Annotated in this window: 9 protein-coding genes; all 9 read right to left on the reverse strand. The window is 72.4% G+C overall.

Features of this window, described 5'->3' with window-relative positions; all coding sequences use genetic code 11:
* Positions 1-34 precede the first annotated feature (34 nt).
* The 9 genes from CS0771_RS37855 to CS0771_RS37895 all read right to left on the reverse strand — a co-directional run bounded on the left by CS0771_RS37855 (position 35) and on the right by CS0771_RS37895 (position 15099).
* Entirely contained in the window at positions 35-1843 is a 1809-nt protein-coding gene (locus CS0771_RS37855) for a hypothetical protein (RefSeq protein WP_212845420.1), read from the reverse strand.
* On the reverse strand, positions 1840-4131 hold the full coding sequence (locus CS0771_RS37860) for a glycosyltransferase family 2 protein (RefSeq protein ID WP_212845421.1): 2292 nt from the start codon (positions 4129-4131) through the stop codon (positions 1840-1842). The genes CS0771_RS37855 and CS0771_RS37860 overlap by 4 nt, the downstream gene beginning before the upstream one ends.
* A 193-nt stretch (positions 4132-4324) precedes the next feature.
* Positions 4325-5317, reverse strand: coding sequence for a LacI family DNA-binding transcriptional regulator (locus CS0771_RS37865; RefSeq protein WP_212845422.1), 993 nt, complete (start codon positions 5315-5317; stop codon positions 4325-4327).
* Between the two features lie 164 nt (positions 5318-5481).
* Positions 5482-7101: an alpha-amylase family glycosyl hydrolase gene (locus CS0771_RS37870; protein ID WP_212845423.1), complete on the reverse strand. Its 1620-nt coding sequence runs from the start codon at positions 7099-7101 to the stop codon at positions 5482-5484.
* Positions 7102-7138: 37 nt separating this feature from the next.
* On the reverse strand, positions 7139-10099 hold the full coding sequence (locus CS0771_RS37875; protein ID WP_212845424.1) for a CBM35 domain-containing protein: 2961 nt from the start codon (positions 10097-10099) through the stop codon (positions 7139-7141).
* A 190-nt stretch (positions 10100-10289) separates the two neighbouring features.
* Complete coding sequence (locus CS0771_RS37880; protein ID WP_212845425.1) at positions 10290-11177, reverse strand: carbohydrate ABC transporter permease; 888 nt, start codon at positions 11175-11177, stop codon at positions 10290-10292.
* An 11-nt stretch (positions 11178-11188) separates the two neighbouring features.
* Complete coding sequence (locus tag CS0771_RS37885) at positions 11189-12154, reverse strand: carbohydrate ABC transporter permease (RefSeq protein WP_244871268.1); 966 nt, start codon at positions 12152-12154, stop codon at positions 11189-11191.
* Positions 12155-12249: 95 nt separating this feature from the next.
* Entirely contained in the window at positions 12250-13608 is a 1359-nt protein-coding gene (locus tag CS0771_RS37890; RefSeq protein WP_212845426.1) for an ABC transporter substrate-binding protein, read from the reverse strand.
* A gap of 480 nt (positions 13609-14088) precedes the next feature.
* Positions 14089-15099, reverse strand: coding sequence for a LacI family DNA-binding transcriptional regulator (locus CS0771_RS37895; RefSeq protein ID WP_244871269.1), 1011 nt, complete (start codon positions 15097-15099; stop codon positions 14089-14091).
* Positions 15100-15348: the final 249 nt, after the last annotated feature.

Below are 15348 nucleotides of genomic sequence, written 5' to 3' on the forward strand. Positions count from 1 at the left end.
GCTGCTCGCCTCGTACCAGCTCGGATCCTGAGCCTCAGCGCAGGTGGAGGCGGCGGGCGAGCGCGCGGGCCAGCTGCCGGGGCCGCTGCAGCAGGCGCACCAGCCGGAAGCTGCGCGAGCCGCGGATGCGGCGCAGCTCCGCGCGCTGCGCGCGGATGCGCTCCTCGCGGACCCGCAGTTGCTCGTCGCGCAGTTGCAGGCTCCGGGTCAGCCCCGCGATGTGCGCGGACAGCTGCGCGGTGTGCTCCCCCGCCGACGCCGCGGCGGCCAGCGCGGTACGCAGGTCCGCCGGTGCCACCGGCGGCCCCTCGGCGTCCCGCAGCGCGGCGGCGATGCGCCGTCCCTGCGCCAGGACCTCGGGCGCGGGCGGCTCACCGGCCGCGTCCAGCCACACCGCGACCAGGTCGTCCGCGCTCATCCAGGGCGGCCACGGGTGCCCGCCGCCCGCCGCGGCGAGCCGCTCGTGCCAGCGGTGCCAGGCCGCCGCGAGCACCTCACCGGAGCCCACCGGCTCGCCCCAGACCTGGCCCAGCACCCCCGGCACCAGGTCCGGCCCGTCCGGCACCAGGTCGTCCAGGCAGACCAGCGCGTCCGGCCGGTCGACGTGGTACGCCCGCAGCCACGCCCCCAGCTCGGCGGCCAGCACCCGCACGGCGGCGACGTCACCGGTCGCGGCCTGCCGCCGCAGCTGCCGCTCGACGGTCTCGCCCTCGGGGATCCGCTCCGGCACGGCCGCCGCCGACGCCCGCAGCGGCGACGGGTCCGGATCCGGCACCGCCCGTCCGGGGGCCGGTGGATCCGCCACCGGCGTGAGCCGCCAGCCGTCCGGCTCCGGCTCGGCCGCGACGACCAGGTCACCCCCGCCCCGGGTGTAGAGCGGGCGGCCCCGGGCGCCGGACACGGCGAGCCAGCGCTCGGGCAGCGCGGCCAGCAGCCCGGCGTCCGCCGCCGCACCAGCCGCCCCGCCGATCGGGCTGACCAGCGGCAACCCCCGCGCGGCCGCCTCCATGCCCCGGACCGCGGCACGGGCCGCGAACCCGTCGGCGTCCACGGTCAGCGCGGTGTCGAGCAGCGTGTGCGGCATGCCGTCCGGCCCGAAGGCGGCGTACAGCGTGCCCGGGACCACCCCGGCCGCGTCCAGCGCGGCCGCCAGCGCGGCGGGCGACCCGGGCGGCGCCAACCCGTCGCGTGCCGCGCGTGGTGCTCCCCGGCCCACCGGACGCTGCCCCGGAGGGCGCGCGTCGAGCAGCCCGACCAGCGAGAAGGCGTTCAGGCAACCCACCACGAGCACCGGCTTGGCGCGCGGCATGACGGCTCCAGCCGCCTCGGCGGAATCCGGCACGGCGCCGTCCGGCGGTGGGGGGCGATCCCCGTCCGGCTCTCGGCGGTCGGCGGGCAGCCCGTGCTGCGGCGCTCCGGTCGCGTACGCGGTCAGCAGGTGCAGCCGGTCGATCCAGGGCTCCGGGCCGTCGAGGCCCGGCACGTGGTCGAGGCCGTCCAGCGCCAGCACCGCGTCGAACGCGACGGGCCCGGCGCCGCCGCCGATCGCGCCGACCCGCACGTCCACGCCCGCCGGGTACACCACCGCCAGTCCGCGCGCCTGCTCCGCGTCGCCCACCAGCACGGTGGTATGCGCGGCCAGCCCTGCCACCAGGGCGATCACGTCAGCGGCGTGCGGACCGACGGCCAGCACCCGGGCGTCCGGCGGCAGCACGTCGCGCAGCAGCCGCCGCAGCACGGCCCCCGTGCAGGCGGCATCGGCGCCGGTCACGGCCCGGCGGCCGGGCGGCACGGCGAGGTCGACGAGGTGCGCGTCCGCCGGTCCCGAGCGGGTGTCGGTCATGGTGTGCCTCCCGCCGCCTCCTCGTGCACCTCGACCTGCAGCCGGTCGGCCAGCGGGCGCAGCAGCAGCTCGACCCGGCCCGCGCGCAGCGTCACCGCGCTGCGTCCCGCCAGGAAACCGTCCACCACCACCGGGTACGCGATCCCGTCGGCCGGCTGCGCGAACAGCGTCCACTCGCCGTCCCCGGCACCGCCGCGGGCCAGGAAGTCCCGCCAGGCGGTGACGGCGGCCCAGCGGCCCCCGGCCGTCGACACCGTGCAGGCCAGGTCGGGCGTGCCGCGGGCGGGGCCGGTGCCGCGCCAGACCACGGTGATGCCGTCCGCGGGCACCCACAGCCGGCCTCCGGCCGCGACGGTGCGGTCGTCACGCAGCGTGGCCTCGTCGACCAGCAGGCGCGGCGGCCGTTCGGCGAGGACGGCCCGGCCCTCCGCGCCCCTGCCCACGGTGTAGAGGCGGCCGTCGTGCACGCAGCCGACGGTCTCGTGCAGCCCGGTCGCGAGCAGCGGGCGGCCGCTCCGGGTGATCTCGATCGGCCACAGCGTCAGCCCGGTGACCGGATCGTCGGGCGCCCGGCCGGCATGCAGGCGGGACAGCGGCAGCCGGACCGTGAACGCGGCGCCGCCCGCGGCCGGGCGGACCTCGCAGGGCAGCGGCCTGGGCCCGCCCCACCGGCCGGACAGGTGCAGCCGGCCGCCCGCGTCCGGCGGCAGCCGCCCGGCCAGCACCAGCAGCCCGTCCCGGATGGACGCCGAGGTGAGCCGGCCGGGGTCGCGCTCGTGGCGCAGCAGCAGCCGCCCGTCGGGCCCGGCGTAGGGCTGCAGCCAGCCGGTGCCGCTGATCCACCCGCCCGCGGCCGTCTCGGCGTTGCCCGCGCGCAGGTGGCGCAGCACGCCCCGGCGGCGTACCCGGCCGTGCGTGACCTCGACGTGCAGGTGCGCGGGGCGATCGGTGGCGAGGCGGGCCAGCACCGGTCGGGGGATGCGTACCGTGAACCCGCACCGGCTGCGCTCGCCGTGCGAGTCGACCGCGACCGAGCGCGTCACGGGCAGCGCGATGCCCGGCGCGTTCCCGCACTGCAGCGTCACCCGGACCGTCGCCCGCTCGTCCATGCGCAGGTGCCGGATCTCCGCGGTGCCGGTCACGGCCAGCTCGCCGTCCTGCCAGTCCACCCCGGTCACGGTGGTGTGCAGGTAGAGCGCGCGGGACGCGAGGCGGCCCAGCCGGCGGGGCCCGTCCAGCTCCGGATAGCGCAGCTCGTACGCCCAGGGCGGCAGCGCGCGGCGCACCGCCCGGGGCGGGCGCGCCGGGTCGGCCGCCGCCCGGAACCGGGCCAGCCGCCGCAGCAGCTCCACGTCACCGGTGCGCAGCCCGTGATGGTGCAGCCGGTCGAGGGGCGACAGCCCGGCGATCACCCGGCCGTCGAGCCGCCCGGCCAGCCGCGCGCCCAGCGCCGCCAGCTCGGCGACGTCCGGCCCGGCCGCCGCGCCGAACGCCTCCACCAGCGTGATCAGGTCGATCTGGGCGAAGTGCCGGTGCACCTGGGTGCGCAGCTCGGGCGCCCGCTCGTCCACCACGGCGAGCACCAGCTCGGCCGAGGCGACCCGGTCGCGCAGGTTGGCGTACTCGTAGCGGCGCTGGGTGATGGAGCCGCCGCCGTCGCGCTCGCGCCAGTAGTACACCGGCGCGGACAGGCAGTCCACGGTCACCGCGTCCAGGTGCGCGCGCAGCGTGACCGGGTAGTCCTCGTAGCGGATGGCGGGGAAGGCGTAGCCGAACTCCTCCCAGAAGGAGCGGCGGAACACCTTGTTCCACACCATCCGGTCCAGCGCCAGCGGCGGGAAGTCGAGCACGTGGCAGGCGCGCCGGTCGCGCGCGAACGGCACCCGGTGCAGCCAGGACTCCCATACCCCGAAGGAGCCGTCGAAGCGGCGGGCTCCCCCGGCCGCCAGCGAGGAGCCGCTGCGGTCCAGCGAGCCGACCATGGCCTCGTACGCGTGCGCGGGCACCACGTCGTCGCTGTCCACGAAGGTGAGGTACTCCCCCGCCGCCTCCCGGGCGCCGGTGTTGCGTGCCGGGCCCAGGCCCTGGTTCTCCTGACGGACCAGCCGGAAACGCGGGTCGGCCGCGCAGAAGCGCTCGGCGATCGCCGCGCTGCCGTCGCGCGAGCCGTCATCGACGACGATCACCTCCAGCTCGTGCAGGGTCTGGCGGCGCAGCGACTCCAGGCAGTCGCTGATGTACTCGGCGACGTCGAAGAACGGGACGACCACACTGAGCCGCGGTGTCACCCTGCCTCCTCCGGCTCGGTGAGTCGCCCCATTATGCGCACAAAACGGGAAAATTTTCGCGTTTATCGTCCAGCCGGCGGCGCTCCGGCGGACAGCGACCACCCACGTCCGCCACTCGGATCATCCGGCGGCGTTCGATCGACAAGGACGGCCGCGCAGGCAGGAGCCGAGGCCGTGGCTCAGGCCGGTCGGGTCAGGCCGGGGCGGGGCCGGTCGAGGCGCGGACCACCAACTCGGGCTCGAACAGCAGCTCGTCGTCAGGCACCTGCTCCGCCTCTATCTGGCTGATCAGCAGCGCCACCGCGGCCTGGCCCATCGCGGTGACCGGCTGGCGCACCGTGGTCAGCGGCGGGTCGGTGAACGCCATCAGCCCCGAGTCGTCGAAGCCCACCACCGACACGTCCCCCGGCACCTGCTTGCCGAGCCGCCGCACCGCCCGCATCGCGCCGATGGCCAGCACGTCACTGGCGCAGATCAGTGCGGTGGCGCCCTCGGCGATGAGCCGCGCCGCCGCGGCGTGGCCCTCCTCCATGGTCAGCGCCCCGTGCGCGACCAGCTCGTCCGCGCCTGCCCGCGCCGTCCGGTACGCGGCCAGCTTGCGGGCCGAGGGCACGTGGTCGGGCGGCCCGAGGACCAGCCCGATCCGCGCGTGGCCGAGCGCCGCGAGGTGGGCGTACGCCTGCTCGACCGCGTGCTCCTCGTCGGTGCACACCCGGGGGAAGCTGAGCCCGTCGGCGGTCGCGTTGATCAGCACCGTGGGCAGGCCGCGCTCGCGCAACCGGGCGTAGTGCTCGTGCGCGGCCCGGGTCTGCTGGTAGAGGCCGCTGGCGAAGATCACGCCGGAGACGTTCTGCTCCAGCAGGATGCTGACGTACTCCGACTCCGGCACTCCGTCGATCGTGCGCGCGCACAGCACGGGCGTGAATCCGCGCTTGGCCAGCGCCCCGGCCATGACCTCGGCGAACCCGGGGAAGATCGGGTTCTGCATCTCCGGCAGCACGATGCCGACCAGCCGGGCGCGCTCGCCGCGCAGTTTGGTGGGCCGCTCGTAGCCGAGCACGTCGAGGGCGGAGAGCACCGCCGCGCGGGTGGCGTCGGAGATGCCCGGCTTACCGTTGAGCACCCGCGAGACCGTGGCCTCGCTGACCCCCACATGTTTGGCCACCTCGGCCAGCCTCCGCGCCATCGCGCAAGTGTAGAACACTCACATGCAAGCCACTTGCACGCGCGGTCCTCACGGATGGCGAGGTTAGGAAGGGCACCTTCCTCTACGGAATCCGATAAGAAGGTGCCCTTCCTTTTCTCGGCCCGGGGCGGCGAGTCCGCTCAACTCGCCGCCCCGGGGGCTTTTCAGGGGGTACGCAGCCAGGCGGCGGCATCGGACGGCAGCCGGCCGCCGTCGAGTTCCATGCTGGAGAGCAGGACCGCAGCGTGGGCGGGGAGGTCGACGGGGTCGGTGGAGAGGTTGACCAGGCAGGTGAAGCCGCCGGGGCGGGTGAAGGCGAGCACGTCCTCGCGGCTGTCCAGCCAGGTCATCGGGCCGTCGCCGAGGCCCGTCTCGCTGCCGCGGATGGCGAGCGCGGCCTGGTAGAGGCGCAGCATCGAGCCGGGGTCGGCCTGCTGCGCGGCGGCGGTGAGGTGGGACCAGTCCGGCTGGGGCAGCCAGGCGGCGGCGGCGCCCTCGGGGCTGAAGCCGTGCGAGGCGCCCTCGGCGGACCAGGGCAGCGGCACGCGGCAGCCGTCCCGGCCGGGGTCGACGCCGCCGCTGCGGTGGTGGATCGGGTCCTGCCGGGTCGCGTCGGGCAGCCGCTCGACCTCGGGCAGGCCCAGCTCCTCGCCCTGGTACACGTACACCGAGCCGGGCAGGGCCAGGGTGAGCAGCGCCGCCGCGCGGGCCCGGCGCAGGCCGCGTGCCTCGTCGCTGGGCAGCAGGTGGCGAGCCTGGCGCAGGCCGTGCTCGAAGCCGGTCTCGGCCCGGCCGTAGCGGGTGACCGTACGGGTGACGTCGTGGTTGCACAGCACCCAGGTGCTGGGCGCGCCGACCCCGGCGTGCGAGGCGAGGGTGGCGTCGACGCAGTGGCGCAGCGCCTTGGCGTCCCACGGGCAGCCGAGGAAGTCGAAGTTGAACGCGGCGTGCATCTCGTCGGGCCGCAGGTACTGCGCGAACCGGTCGATGTCGGCCAGCCACACCTCGCCGATGAGGGCACGCGGCGTCTCGTACGAGTCGGCGACCGTCCGCCACGCCCGGTAGATCTCGTGGATCTCGTCACGGTCGACGAACGGGTGCGGGGTGGGCGGGTCGGCCGGGTCGAAGTCGGCGAGGGCCGGGTCCTTGACGCACATGGCGGCGGAGTCGATCCGGATGCCGTCCACGCCCCGGTCGAACCAGAACCGCAGGATGTCCTCGAACTCGGCCCGGACCAGCGGGTTCTCCCAGTTCAGGTCGGGCTGCTCGGGGGCGAACAGGTGCAGGTACCACTCGCCGTCGGCGACCCGGGTCCAGGCCGGGCCGTTGAAGACGGAGGTCCAGTCGTTGGGCGGCAACTCGCCATGCTCGCCCCGCCCGGCCCGGAACCAGAACAGGTCCCGGGCGGGCGAGCCGGGCCCCTCGGCCAGCGCCCGCTGGAACCAGGCGTGGGCGTCGGAGCAGTGGTTGGGCACGATGTCGACGATGGTGCGGATGTTCAGCGCGTGCGCCTCCGCGATGAGCGCCTCGGCTTCGGCGAGGGTGCCGAAGGACGGATCGATGTCGCGATAGTCGGCGACGTCGTAGCCGGCGTCCGCCATCGGCGACGGGTACCACGGGCTGAACCAGATGGCGTTGATGCCCAGGGCGTGCAGGTACCCGAGCTTCGCGCGGATCCCCGCGAGGTCGCCGACGCCGTCGCCGTTCGCGTCGGCGAAGCTGCGCGGGTAGACCTGGTAGATGGCGGCGTGACGCCACCAGTCGCGGTCGTCGTTGTGGAACACGGGTACCTGCCTTCGATTCGCTAAGGGCTGGGTCGGGTCAGAAGCCGCTGTTGCCGGGGCCGCGGTTGAGCGTGTATCCGGTGTGGTTGATCAACCCACCGCTCGCGGCGCCGGTGACGGTGACGTACGTGACGTACGCGCTGCCCGCGGCGTTCAGCTCGATCCCGTACGTCCCGGCGCCGTTGACGGTGACGTGGTCGAGCGTGAGGTTCGTGATGTCGCGCTGGTAGCTGAGCAGGATGCCCTGGTAGGTGGAGTCGACGATGTCGACGTCCTTGACCAGGACCGGGGCGGTGATGTCGGTGGCCTCGGCGTAGATCCACAGGCCGCCCAGCGCCGAGTTCCAGTTGCGCTCGAAGCTCGACGTCCGGGTCAGCGTGTTGCGCTGCACCGAGGTCGTGTTGCTGAACGGCAGCGCCCCGTGCCAGGTGCTGATCGCGATGCCGGACCCGGCGTACACCGAGTCGCTGATCAGGTTGTCCTCGATCCGGTTGCCGTTGCCGCCGTAGATCGCCGCGCCGTTGGCCAGCATCGGCAGCGCCACCGTGTTGAAGGTGAACGCGCTGCCCGTGACCGGTGCCGAGTTGGACCACATGGCCAGCGCGTCGTCACCGGTGTTGCGCAGCGCGCTCTGGTCGATCCGCACGTTGGCCGCGCCGCCGTTGACGTTCACCCCGTCGGCGAAGATGTTTCGCATCCGGGTGCCCACGACGTAGAGGCCGTCGGTGCCGGCGGACGGCCACATGCCGACCTTGGTGTGCTCGATCCAGACGTGGCTGACCAGCGAGCCGGTCCCGAAGTTGCCCTCGATGCCGGCGTCGAACGCGCTGTCGTCGCGGTAGCGCACGTCGCCGCTGAAAGTGAAGTCGGCCAGCCGCACGTTCGAGCCGGTGGCGAAGAAGCCGCCCTTGCCGTTGGTGCCCTTGATGACCGTGTGCCACATGCCCGCGCCGCGCAGGCTCACGTTCTGGATGTTCATCCGCGCGTTGGTGACGAACGTGCCCGCGGGCACCCACAGGACCTTGTTCTGGCTCTGCGCCGCGGCGATCGCGCTGTTGAACGCGTTGGTGTCGTCGCCGCCGTCGTTGGCGACCGCGCCGTAGGAGGTCACCGACAGCGAGTCGGCCGGCTGGCTCAGCGCCGCCGGGGCGACCTCGGCCTCGATCAGGTCGACGGTGTAGTAGGCCGCGCTCGACGAGGCGTCCTTCTGCAGCTTGATGACCGTGCCCGCCGGGTAGGTCGTGCCCAGCAGCACCCGGACGTCGTCGAAGAACCGGTGCGCCTCACCCCCGGCGGGGTTGTTGTTGTACGGGTACGCCCCGTACACCCAGCTGTAGGTGGAGCTGAGCGAGACGTCCTGGAGCTTCGTGCCGCCCGCGTAGAGCGCGAGCGGCGCGGTGGTGCCGGTGCCCGCCGCGTTGTCCGGGATCGAGTAGCGGATCACGAACGCGTTGGCCGGCTTGGTCAGCGTGACCTGCACGTACTGCCCGGTCGAGGACAGCTTGACGGCGCGACGGCCGGACGCCTCCGACGGCTCGGACAGGTAGGCCCGGTTCGGCCCGATCACCGGCGCGTTGGTGCTGCCGGACTCGGCCTCGTAGACGGTGTACGGCACCGTCGCGCCGCGCGTGTTCAGGGCGGTGCCGCTGCCCACGGTGACGTTGTCGAGCAGCACGTTGCCGGAGTCGCCGGAGTCGTACTGGTAGCCGATGATGTTGAGCCCGGCGCGCAGGGTGAGGCTCTGCGCGGCGGTGAGCCAGCCCGACCCGGCGGGCAGCGAGAGCTGGCCGGTCTTCAGGCCGTTGACGTACACCGACACGGTGCGGGCCGCCCCGTTGGTGTTCGTGTAACGCAGCGTCACCGTGCTCGCCCCGGCGGTGGACGCGTTGACCGTGCGGATCACGCGAGCGCCGGACGTGGTCAGGCCGGTGACGTAGCCGGTGCCGGTGTAGCCGCCGGTGGACGTCGCGCTCGACGCGCCGCCGGACAGGAAGCCGGTCTCCAGCTCGTACGACACCCCGGTGGGCGGTGTCGTCGGGCTGGCGGACGGGGTCGGCGTCGGGCTGGGCGACGCGGCGCCGGACACGGTGATGTGGTCCAGGTTCACGTTGCCCGAGTCGGTGCTGTCGAACTTGAGCCCGACCGTGTTGTTCCCGGCGTTGAGGGCGACCGCCTCGGCGATCGTGCCCCAGGTGTCCCAGTTCGCCGTGGCGGGCAGGCTGATCTGGCGCAGCTTCGTGCCGTTGACGTACAGCGACAGGGTCATGTTCGCGCCGGTGCCGTTGGCGTAGCGCACGGTCACCGTCGCCGCGCCCGCGTTCGTGACGTTCACCGTGAACGACGTGTTCGCGTTGCCCTTGTTGCCGTCGGTGTAGCCGCCGACGAAACCGGAGCCGGTGAAGCCCGGGTGGTCGGTGGCCACGCTCGCGCCGCCGGACAGCGCGGCCGACTCGGCCTCGTACTGGCCCGCGGGCGGCGCCGCGATGTCGGCGACGGTCAGGCTGTCCAGGTTGACGTTGCCCGAGTCCGTGCTCTCGAACCGGTAGGCGACGGTGCTGCTGCCGCCCGGCAGCGACACGGTCTCGACCTGGGTGCCCCAGCTGTCCCAGTTCGCGGTGGCGTTGAGGCTGATCTGCTTGACCTTGCTGCCGTTGACGTACAGCGACAGCGTCTTGGTCTGGGTGGTGCCGTTGGCGTAGCGCAGGCTGAGCGTGCGGCTGGCCGTACCGACCACGTTCACGGTGAACGTGGTCCGGGCGTTGCCCTTGTTGGCGTCGGTGAAGCCGCCGACGAACCCGCTGCCGGTGTAGCCGGTGTGGTCCGTGGCGACGACCGCGCCGCCGGCCAGCGCGGCCGACTCGGCCTGGTACGTGGTGGTCGCGGCGGCGGCGGGCAGCGCCGTGAGCAGGCCGGCGGTCAGCGTGACCGCGGTCGCGGCGACGGCGGCCAGCAGGGTGCGAGCGGGGATCCGTGGAGCGGTGCGATGGTGCAGCGTCATTGCGTACTCCCTTCACTTGCGTCGGTCTGTCCGGGGCGTCGGCACGCCCCGCCCCCGTGTGGAACCCGGCCCGGCGGCCGTGTTCCGGGCAGCACCGTCCGGCCCCCGGGCAGGCGGGACCGGGCGGCGATGCGTGAGCGGATCTCTTACCGGCCGCCACCGGGCGGATGCGGCCGGACATCGGTGCGGGTCAGCCCTTGAGGGCTCCCGCGGACAGGCCGTTGAGGATGCTGCGCTGGAAGACCATGAAGATGATCACCATGGGTACGGAGGCGATGGCCAGCCCCGCGAACATCTCGTTGTTGGTGACCCGGCCGGTGCTGGCCAGCCGGCTCAGCGCCACGCTGATCGTCTGCACCTCGGGGTCCTGGAGCACCAGCAGCGGCCAGAGGAAGTCCTTCCAGGACCCGATGATCGCGAAGATCGAGACGACCGCGAGCACTGGCCGGGACAGCGGCAGCACGATGTGCCACAGCAGCCGGAACCGGCCCGCGCCGTCGATGCCCGCCGAGTCCAGCAGGTCGTTCGGGATCTGGTCGAAGAAGCGCTTGAGCACGTAGATGTTGAACGCGTTGGCCGCGCCGGGCAGCCACAGCGCCCACGGGGTGTTGAGCAGGTTCACCCCGAAGATCGGCACCTCGGCCACGGTCAGGTAGGCGGGCACCAGCAGCGCCGCGGCGGGCAGCATCAGGCTGGCCAGCATGCCGCCCAGCACCACGTTGCCGAGCACCGGGCGCAGCTTGGACAGCGCGTACGCCGCCGCCACGTCGATGATCAGCTGGATCAGCCAGCCGCCGAGCGCGTAGAACGCGGTGTTGACCAGGAACTTGCCGATCTCCAGCCGCCGCCACGCGTCGAGGTAGGTCTCCGGGTGCCACTCGTGCGGCCACAGCGTCGGCGGCGTCTGTGCCAGCTCCAGCGGCGACTTCAGCGCGCCCGTGACCATCCAGTACAGCGGGAAGAGGAAGGCCAGCGTGAAGGCCACCGCCATGGCCCCGAGCACCAGCCGGTAGATCAGCCGGCCGCTGCCGCGGCGCAGGTCCGCCTCGGAGACCAGGGATCGCGTCATCGCACTCATGGGGATCCTCCTCAGTCGGCTTTGCGGGTGAGCCGCAGGTAGACGGCCGAGAACGCGCCCAGCACGATGAACAGCAGCACGCTCATCGCGGCGGCGAGGCCGAAGTCGTTGTTGACGGTGAACGCGTACCGGTAGATGAGCACCATCACGGTGATGGTCTCCTCGTTGGTGGTGCCGGTGAGCTGGTACGGCTCGATGAAGACCTGCATCGTGGCCACGATCTGCAGCAGCAGCAGGACCAGCATGATGAAGCGCATCTGCGGGATGGTCACGTGCCGCACGCGCTGCCAGATCGAGGCGCCGTCGAGTTCGGCGGCCTCGTACAGCTCGCCGGGGATGCCGGCCAGGCCGGCCAGGTACATGATGGTCGCGCCGCCCATGTTGGCCCAGGTGGAGACCAGCACCAGCGAGATCATCGCCATCTTCGGCGACTGGGTCCAGTCGGAGGTGGGCAGCCCGACGCCCGACAGGACCGCGTTGAACAGGCCGGTGCCGGGGTCGTAGAAGTACTGCCAGAGCAGCACGCTGACGATCGGCGGCAGCATCACCGGCAGGTACACGGCGAACCGGAAGAAGCCCTTGGCGTGCCGGAACTCGTTGATGACCAGCGCCATCACGAACGGCACCGCGAACCCGAACAGCAGCGCCAGCCCGGTGAACTCCAGCGTGTTCAGCCACGCCGTGCCGAACAGCGGGTCGTCGAGCACCGCTCGGTAGTTGTCGAACCCGACCCAGATCGGGTCGGTGACGAAGTTGTCCTGCTGGAAGCTGAGCACGATGCCCTTGACCAGCGGCCACCAGGAGAACAGGCCGAAGCACAGCAGGCCCGCCGCGAGGAACGCGTACGCCTGCAGGTTGTCGCCGATCTTGCGGCGCAGCCTGGCCATCCGGGCCGGACCCGGCCCCGTGGACGCCGCGTCGCGCCCACCGCTCCCCCGTGCCGTCGACGCCGCCTGCTCCGGCGCGATCACCGTCATCGCCTGCTTCCTCTCCTGCTCGTGCGGGCCACCGGTCCAGCTGATCCGGAGGGGTCCCCGACAGCCCCGTGAGCTGCCCGGGACCCCTCCCCGCCTCACTTGACGGCGGTCAGGATCTGGTTGACCTGCTTCTCCGCGTCGGCGAGCAGCGCGTTGACGTCGGCGTTCTTGTCGGTCAGCACCTTCTGCATCGCCGTGTCGAGCACCGCGTAGATCTGCTGGGCCAGCGGCGGCTCCAGCTTCAGCGGGATCGTGGTGGTGGTGGCCAGGAAGGGACCGAAGTTCTCCGACGGGATGTTGGCGTACTTCTTGGTCGCCTCCTCCCACTTGGCCAGCGAGTCGCCGGTCCAGATGTTCGGCTGCGGCAGGCCCACGGGCTGGCCCTTGGCGGCGGCCTTCTCGTTGTCGGCCGCGATACGGGACGGGTCGAGCGCACCGCCCTTGAAGGACAGCCAGGTCAGACCAGCCTTGATCTTCTCAGGGCTCAGCCCGGCCTTGAACATGTAGCCGTCGCCGCCGCCGAGGGTGCCCTGCCCGCCGGGGATGCCGCCCAGGCCGAAGTCCTCGTACTTGGCCTTGTACTGGTTCACGATGACCGGGAAGTTGTCCGCCGAGCCGACGTACATGCCGAGCTTGCCGGAGGCCATCATCTGCAGCAGGTCGGCCCACTCCAGCAGCTGGCGCTGGCCCATCGTGTCGTCCGTCCAGCGCATGTCCTTCAGCTGCTGCAGGACCTGCTTGCCCTTGTCGTTGTTGAAGGCGGCCTTCCAGGTGTCGCCGTCCTTGACCGCGACGTCGCCGCCGATCGAGTAGATCTCGGCGGTGAAGTGCCAGCCACCGGTGTTGTTCTTGCTGTAGTCGCCGTACCCGACGATCCCGTTGCCCAGGGCGGTGATCTTCTTGGCCGCCTCGCGGACCTCTTCCCAGGTCTTCGGCGGGCTGGCCGGGTCGAGACCGGCCTTGGCGAACAGCGTCCGGTTGTAGACCAGGCCCAGCGAGTAGTTGGCCACCGGCACGCCGTAGACCTTGCCCGCCGAGTCGGTGAACACCTTCATCAGGTCCGGCTTGATGTCCTTGATCGACGGGAACTCGGCCAGCTGCGCCGAGATGTCCTGCACCTGGCGCTTGGCGATCAGCGCGGCCGGGTCGGTCAGGTAGACGTAGAAGACGTCCTCGAGCTGTCCGCCGGCCAGCTTCGTGGCGAACTGCTGGGGGTCCATGAACCCCTCTTTGGCGTCGATCTTGATGTTCGGGTACTTGGCCTCGAACGCCTTGACGTCGGCCTCGAAGTTGGCGCGGTTCACAGCGTCGGTCGCGGGCGGCATGCCGTTGACGGTGATGGTCACCGGACCGCCGGGGGTCTCCGGCTCCTCGCCGGCACAGGCGGCGCCGAGCAGCGTCGTGCCGGCCACCAGCGCCACCGCCAGGGACCTGCCGAACATGCGTCGGTTCATGGGGTTCCGTTCCCTTCTGTATGCACACGGCACCGGCCACGACCAGCGCGCCGGTTGTTAATTGCGCATTGCTGCCACGTCGCTCGGGGGTTAAGCGCCGTGGCGTGGACAGAAGGATAGGCGCGCTCGCGCCCGGAAGTCCAGAGGATGACGCAAAAACGTGATCGCTTGCTTGCCATCCACTTGCACTACACCGCAAGTTCCCGACGCACCGATCTGATCACCCGACAAGGGCGCGACCAGCACGATCGCTAGATCGTCACCGCTCCCGCCACCCCATGATCGTTCGACTTGCCTGGCAGGTGGGCGTATCTTGCACGCTCATACGCCCAGTTGCCAGGCAAGTCGAACGATCATGAGCGGCCATCCCGTCGCCACGCCGGCGACGCAGGGCACCGCCCGGACCGGCCGAGGCGAGCGCGACGGCACGGCAAGCACGGTGGGCACGGCAAGCGCGGTGGGCGAGCGGTGGGCGTGGCGTCACGCCGGGACGGGGCAGGGGCCGGTGGTGCTGCGGACGATCAGCTCGGGGTCGAAGAGGACCTCTTCGGCGGCGGGTGGACGGCCCTCCAGCTGCTGGAGCAGCGAGAGCACGGCGGCGCCGGCCATGGCGCGCACCGGCTGGCGCACCGTGGTGAGCGGCGGGTCGGTGACGCCCATGAAGGTCGAGTCGTCGAAGCCGACCACGGACACGTCGCCGGGCACGTCCAGGCCCTGCTTGCGCACCGCGCGCACGGCGCCCAGCGCGAGCGCGTCGCTGGCGCAGACCAGGCCGGTCACCCCGGCTGCGAGCAGCCGGTTCGCCGCGCCGCGGCCGCCCTCGACGGTGAACACGGTGTGGTCGACCCAGCGCCGCCAGCGGGTCTCCCCCCGCTCCTCCCAGAACCTGGCGAATCCGGCCAGCTTGCGCGCCGACGGCACGTGCCCGACCGGCCCCAGGATCAGGCCGATCTTCTCGTGCCCGAGGCCTGCCAGGTGCGCCAGCGCCTGCTCGGCCGCGCCCGCGTCGTCCACGCAGATGCGCGCGACGCCGAGGTTCTCGTCCGCCGCGTTGATGAGCACTATCGGCAGCTTGCGCTCGGTGAGCTGCTTGATCGCGGCCGGGCCGGCGTCGGCGTAGCTGCTGCCCACGAAGACGATCCCGCCGACCTGCTGCGCCAGCAGCATCTCGATGTAGTGCGCCTCGGACACCCCGTCGGAGGTACGCGTGCACAGCACCGGCACCAGCCCGCGCTGGATCAGCGACACCCCGATGACCTCGGCGAACGCCGGAAAGATGGGGTTGCTGAGATCGGGCACGACCAGCCCGATGAGCCGGGCCCGCTCGCTGCGCACCGGCTCCGGCCGCGCGAACCCGAACACGTCCAGCGCGGTGAGCACCGCGTCGCGCGTCGATTGGGAGACCCCCGGCTTGCCGCGCAGCACCCGGCTCACGGTCGCCTCGGACACTCCCGCGAACTTCGCCACCGCCGCAAGCCTGCTCGTCGTCACCCCGGGAATCTTACAGCAACCAGTGCAAAAACCAACCCACGGCCCGCAACCCGTTGCACACCCGGAAAGCCCAGGTCAGACCCCTCCACGCCGGTCCCGCCACCGCCCACCGCAACGACGGACACCGCTCCCACCGCGCGGCGCCGACCATGATCGCCGTCCCGTGTCCCGAGGTGAGGCCGGAGCGCGCATCCGGACACGAGACCGCGATCATGGCCGTCGCCCACGCGCGGGGCGGCCCGTCACCCC

Origin of the sequence: Catellatospora sp. IY07-71 (genome assembly GCF_018326265.1) — a bacterium.
Lineage (GTDB): Bacteria > Actinomycetota > Actinomycetes > Mycobacteriales > Micromonosporaceae > Catellatospora.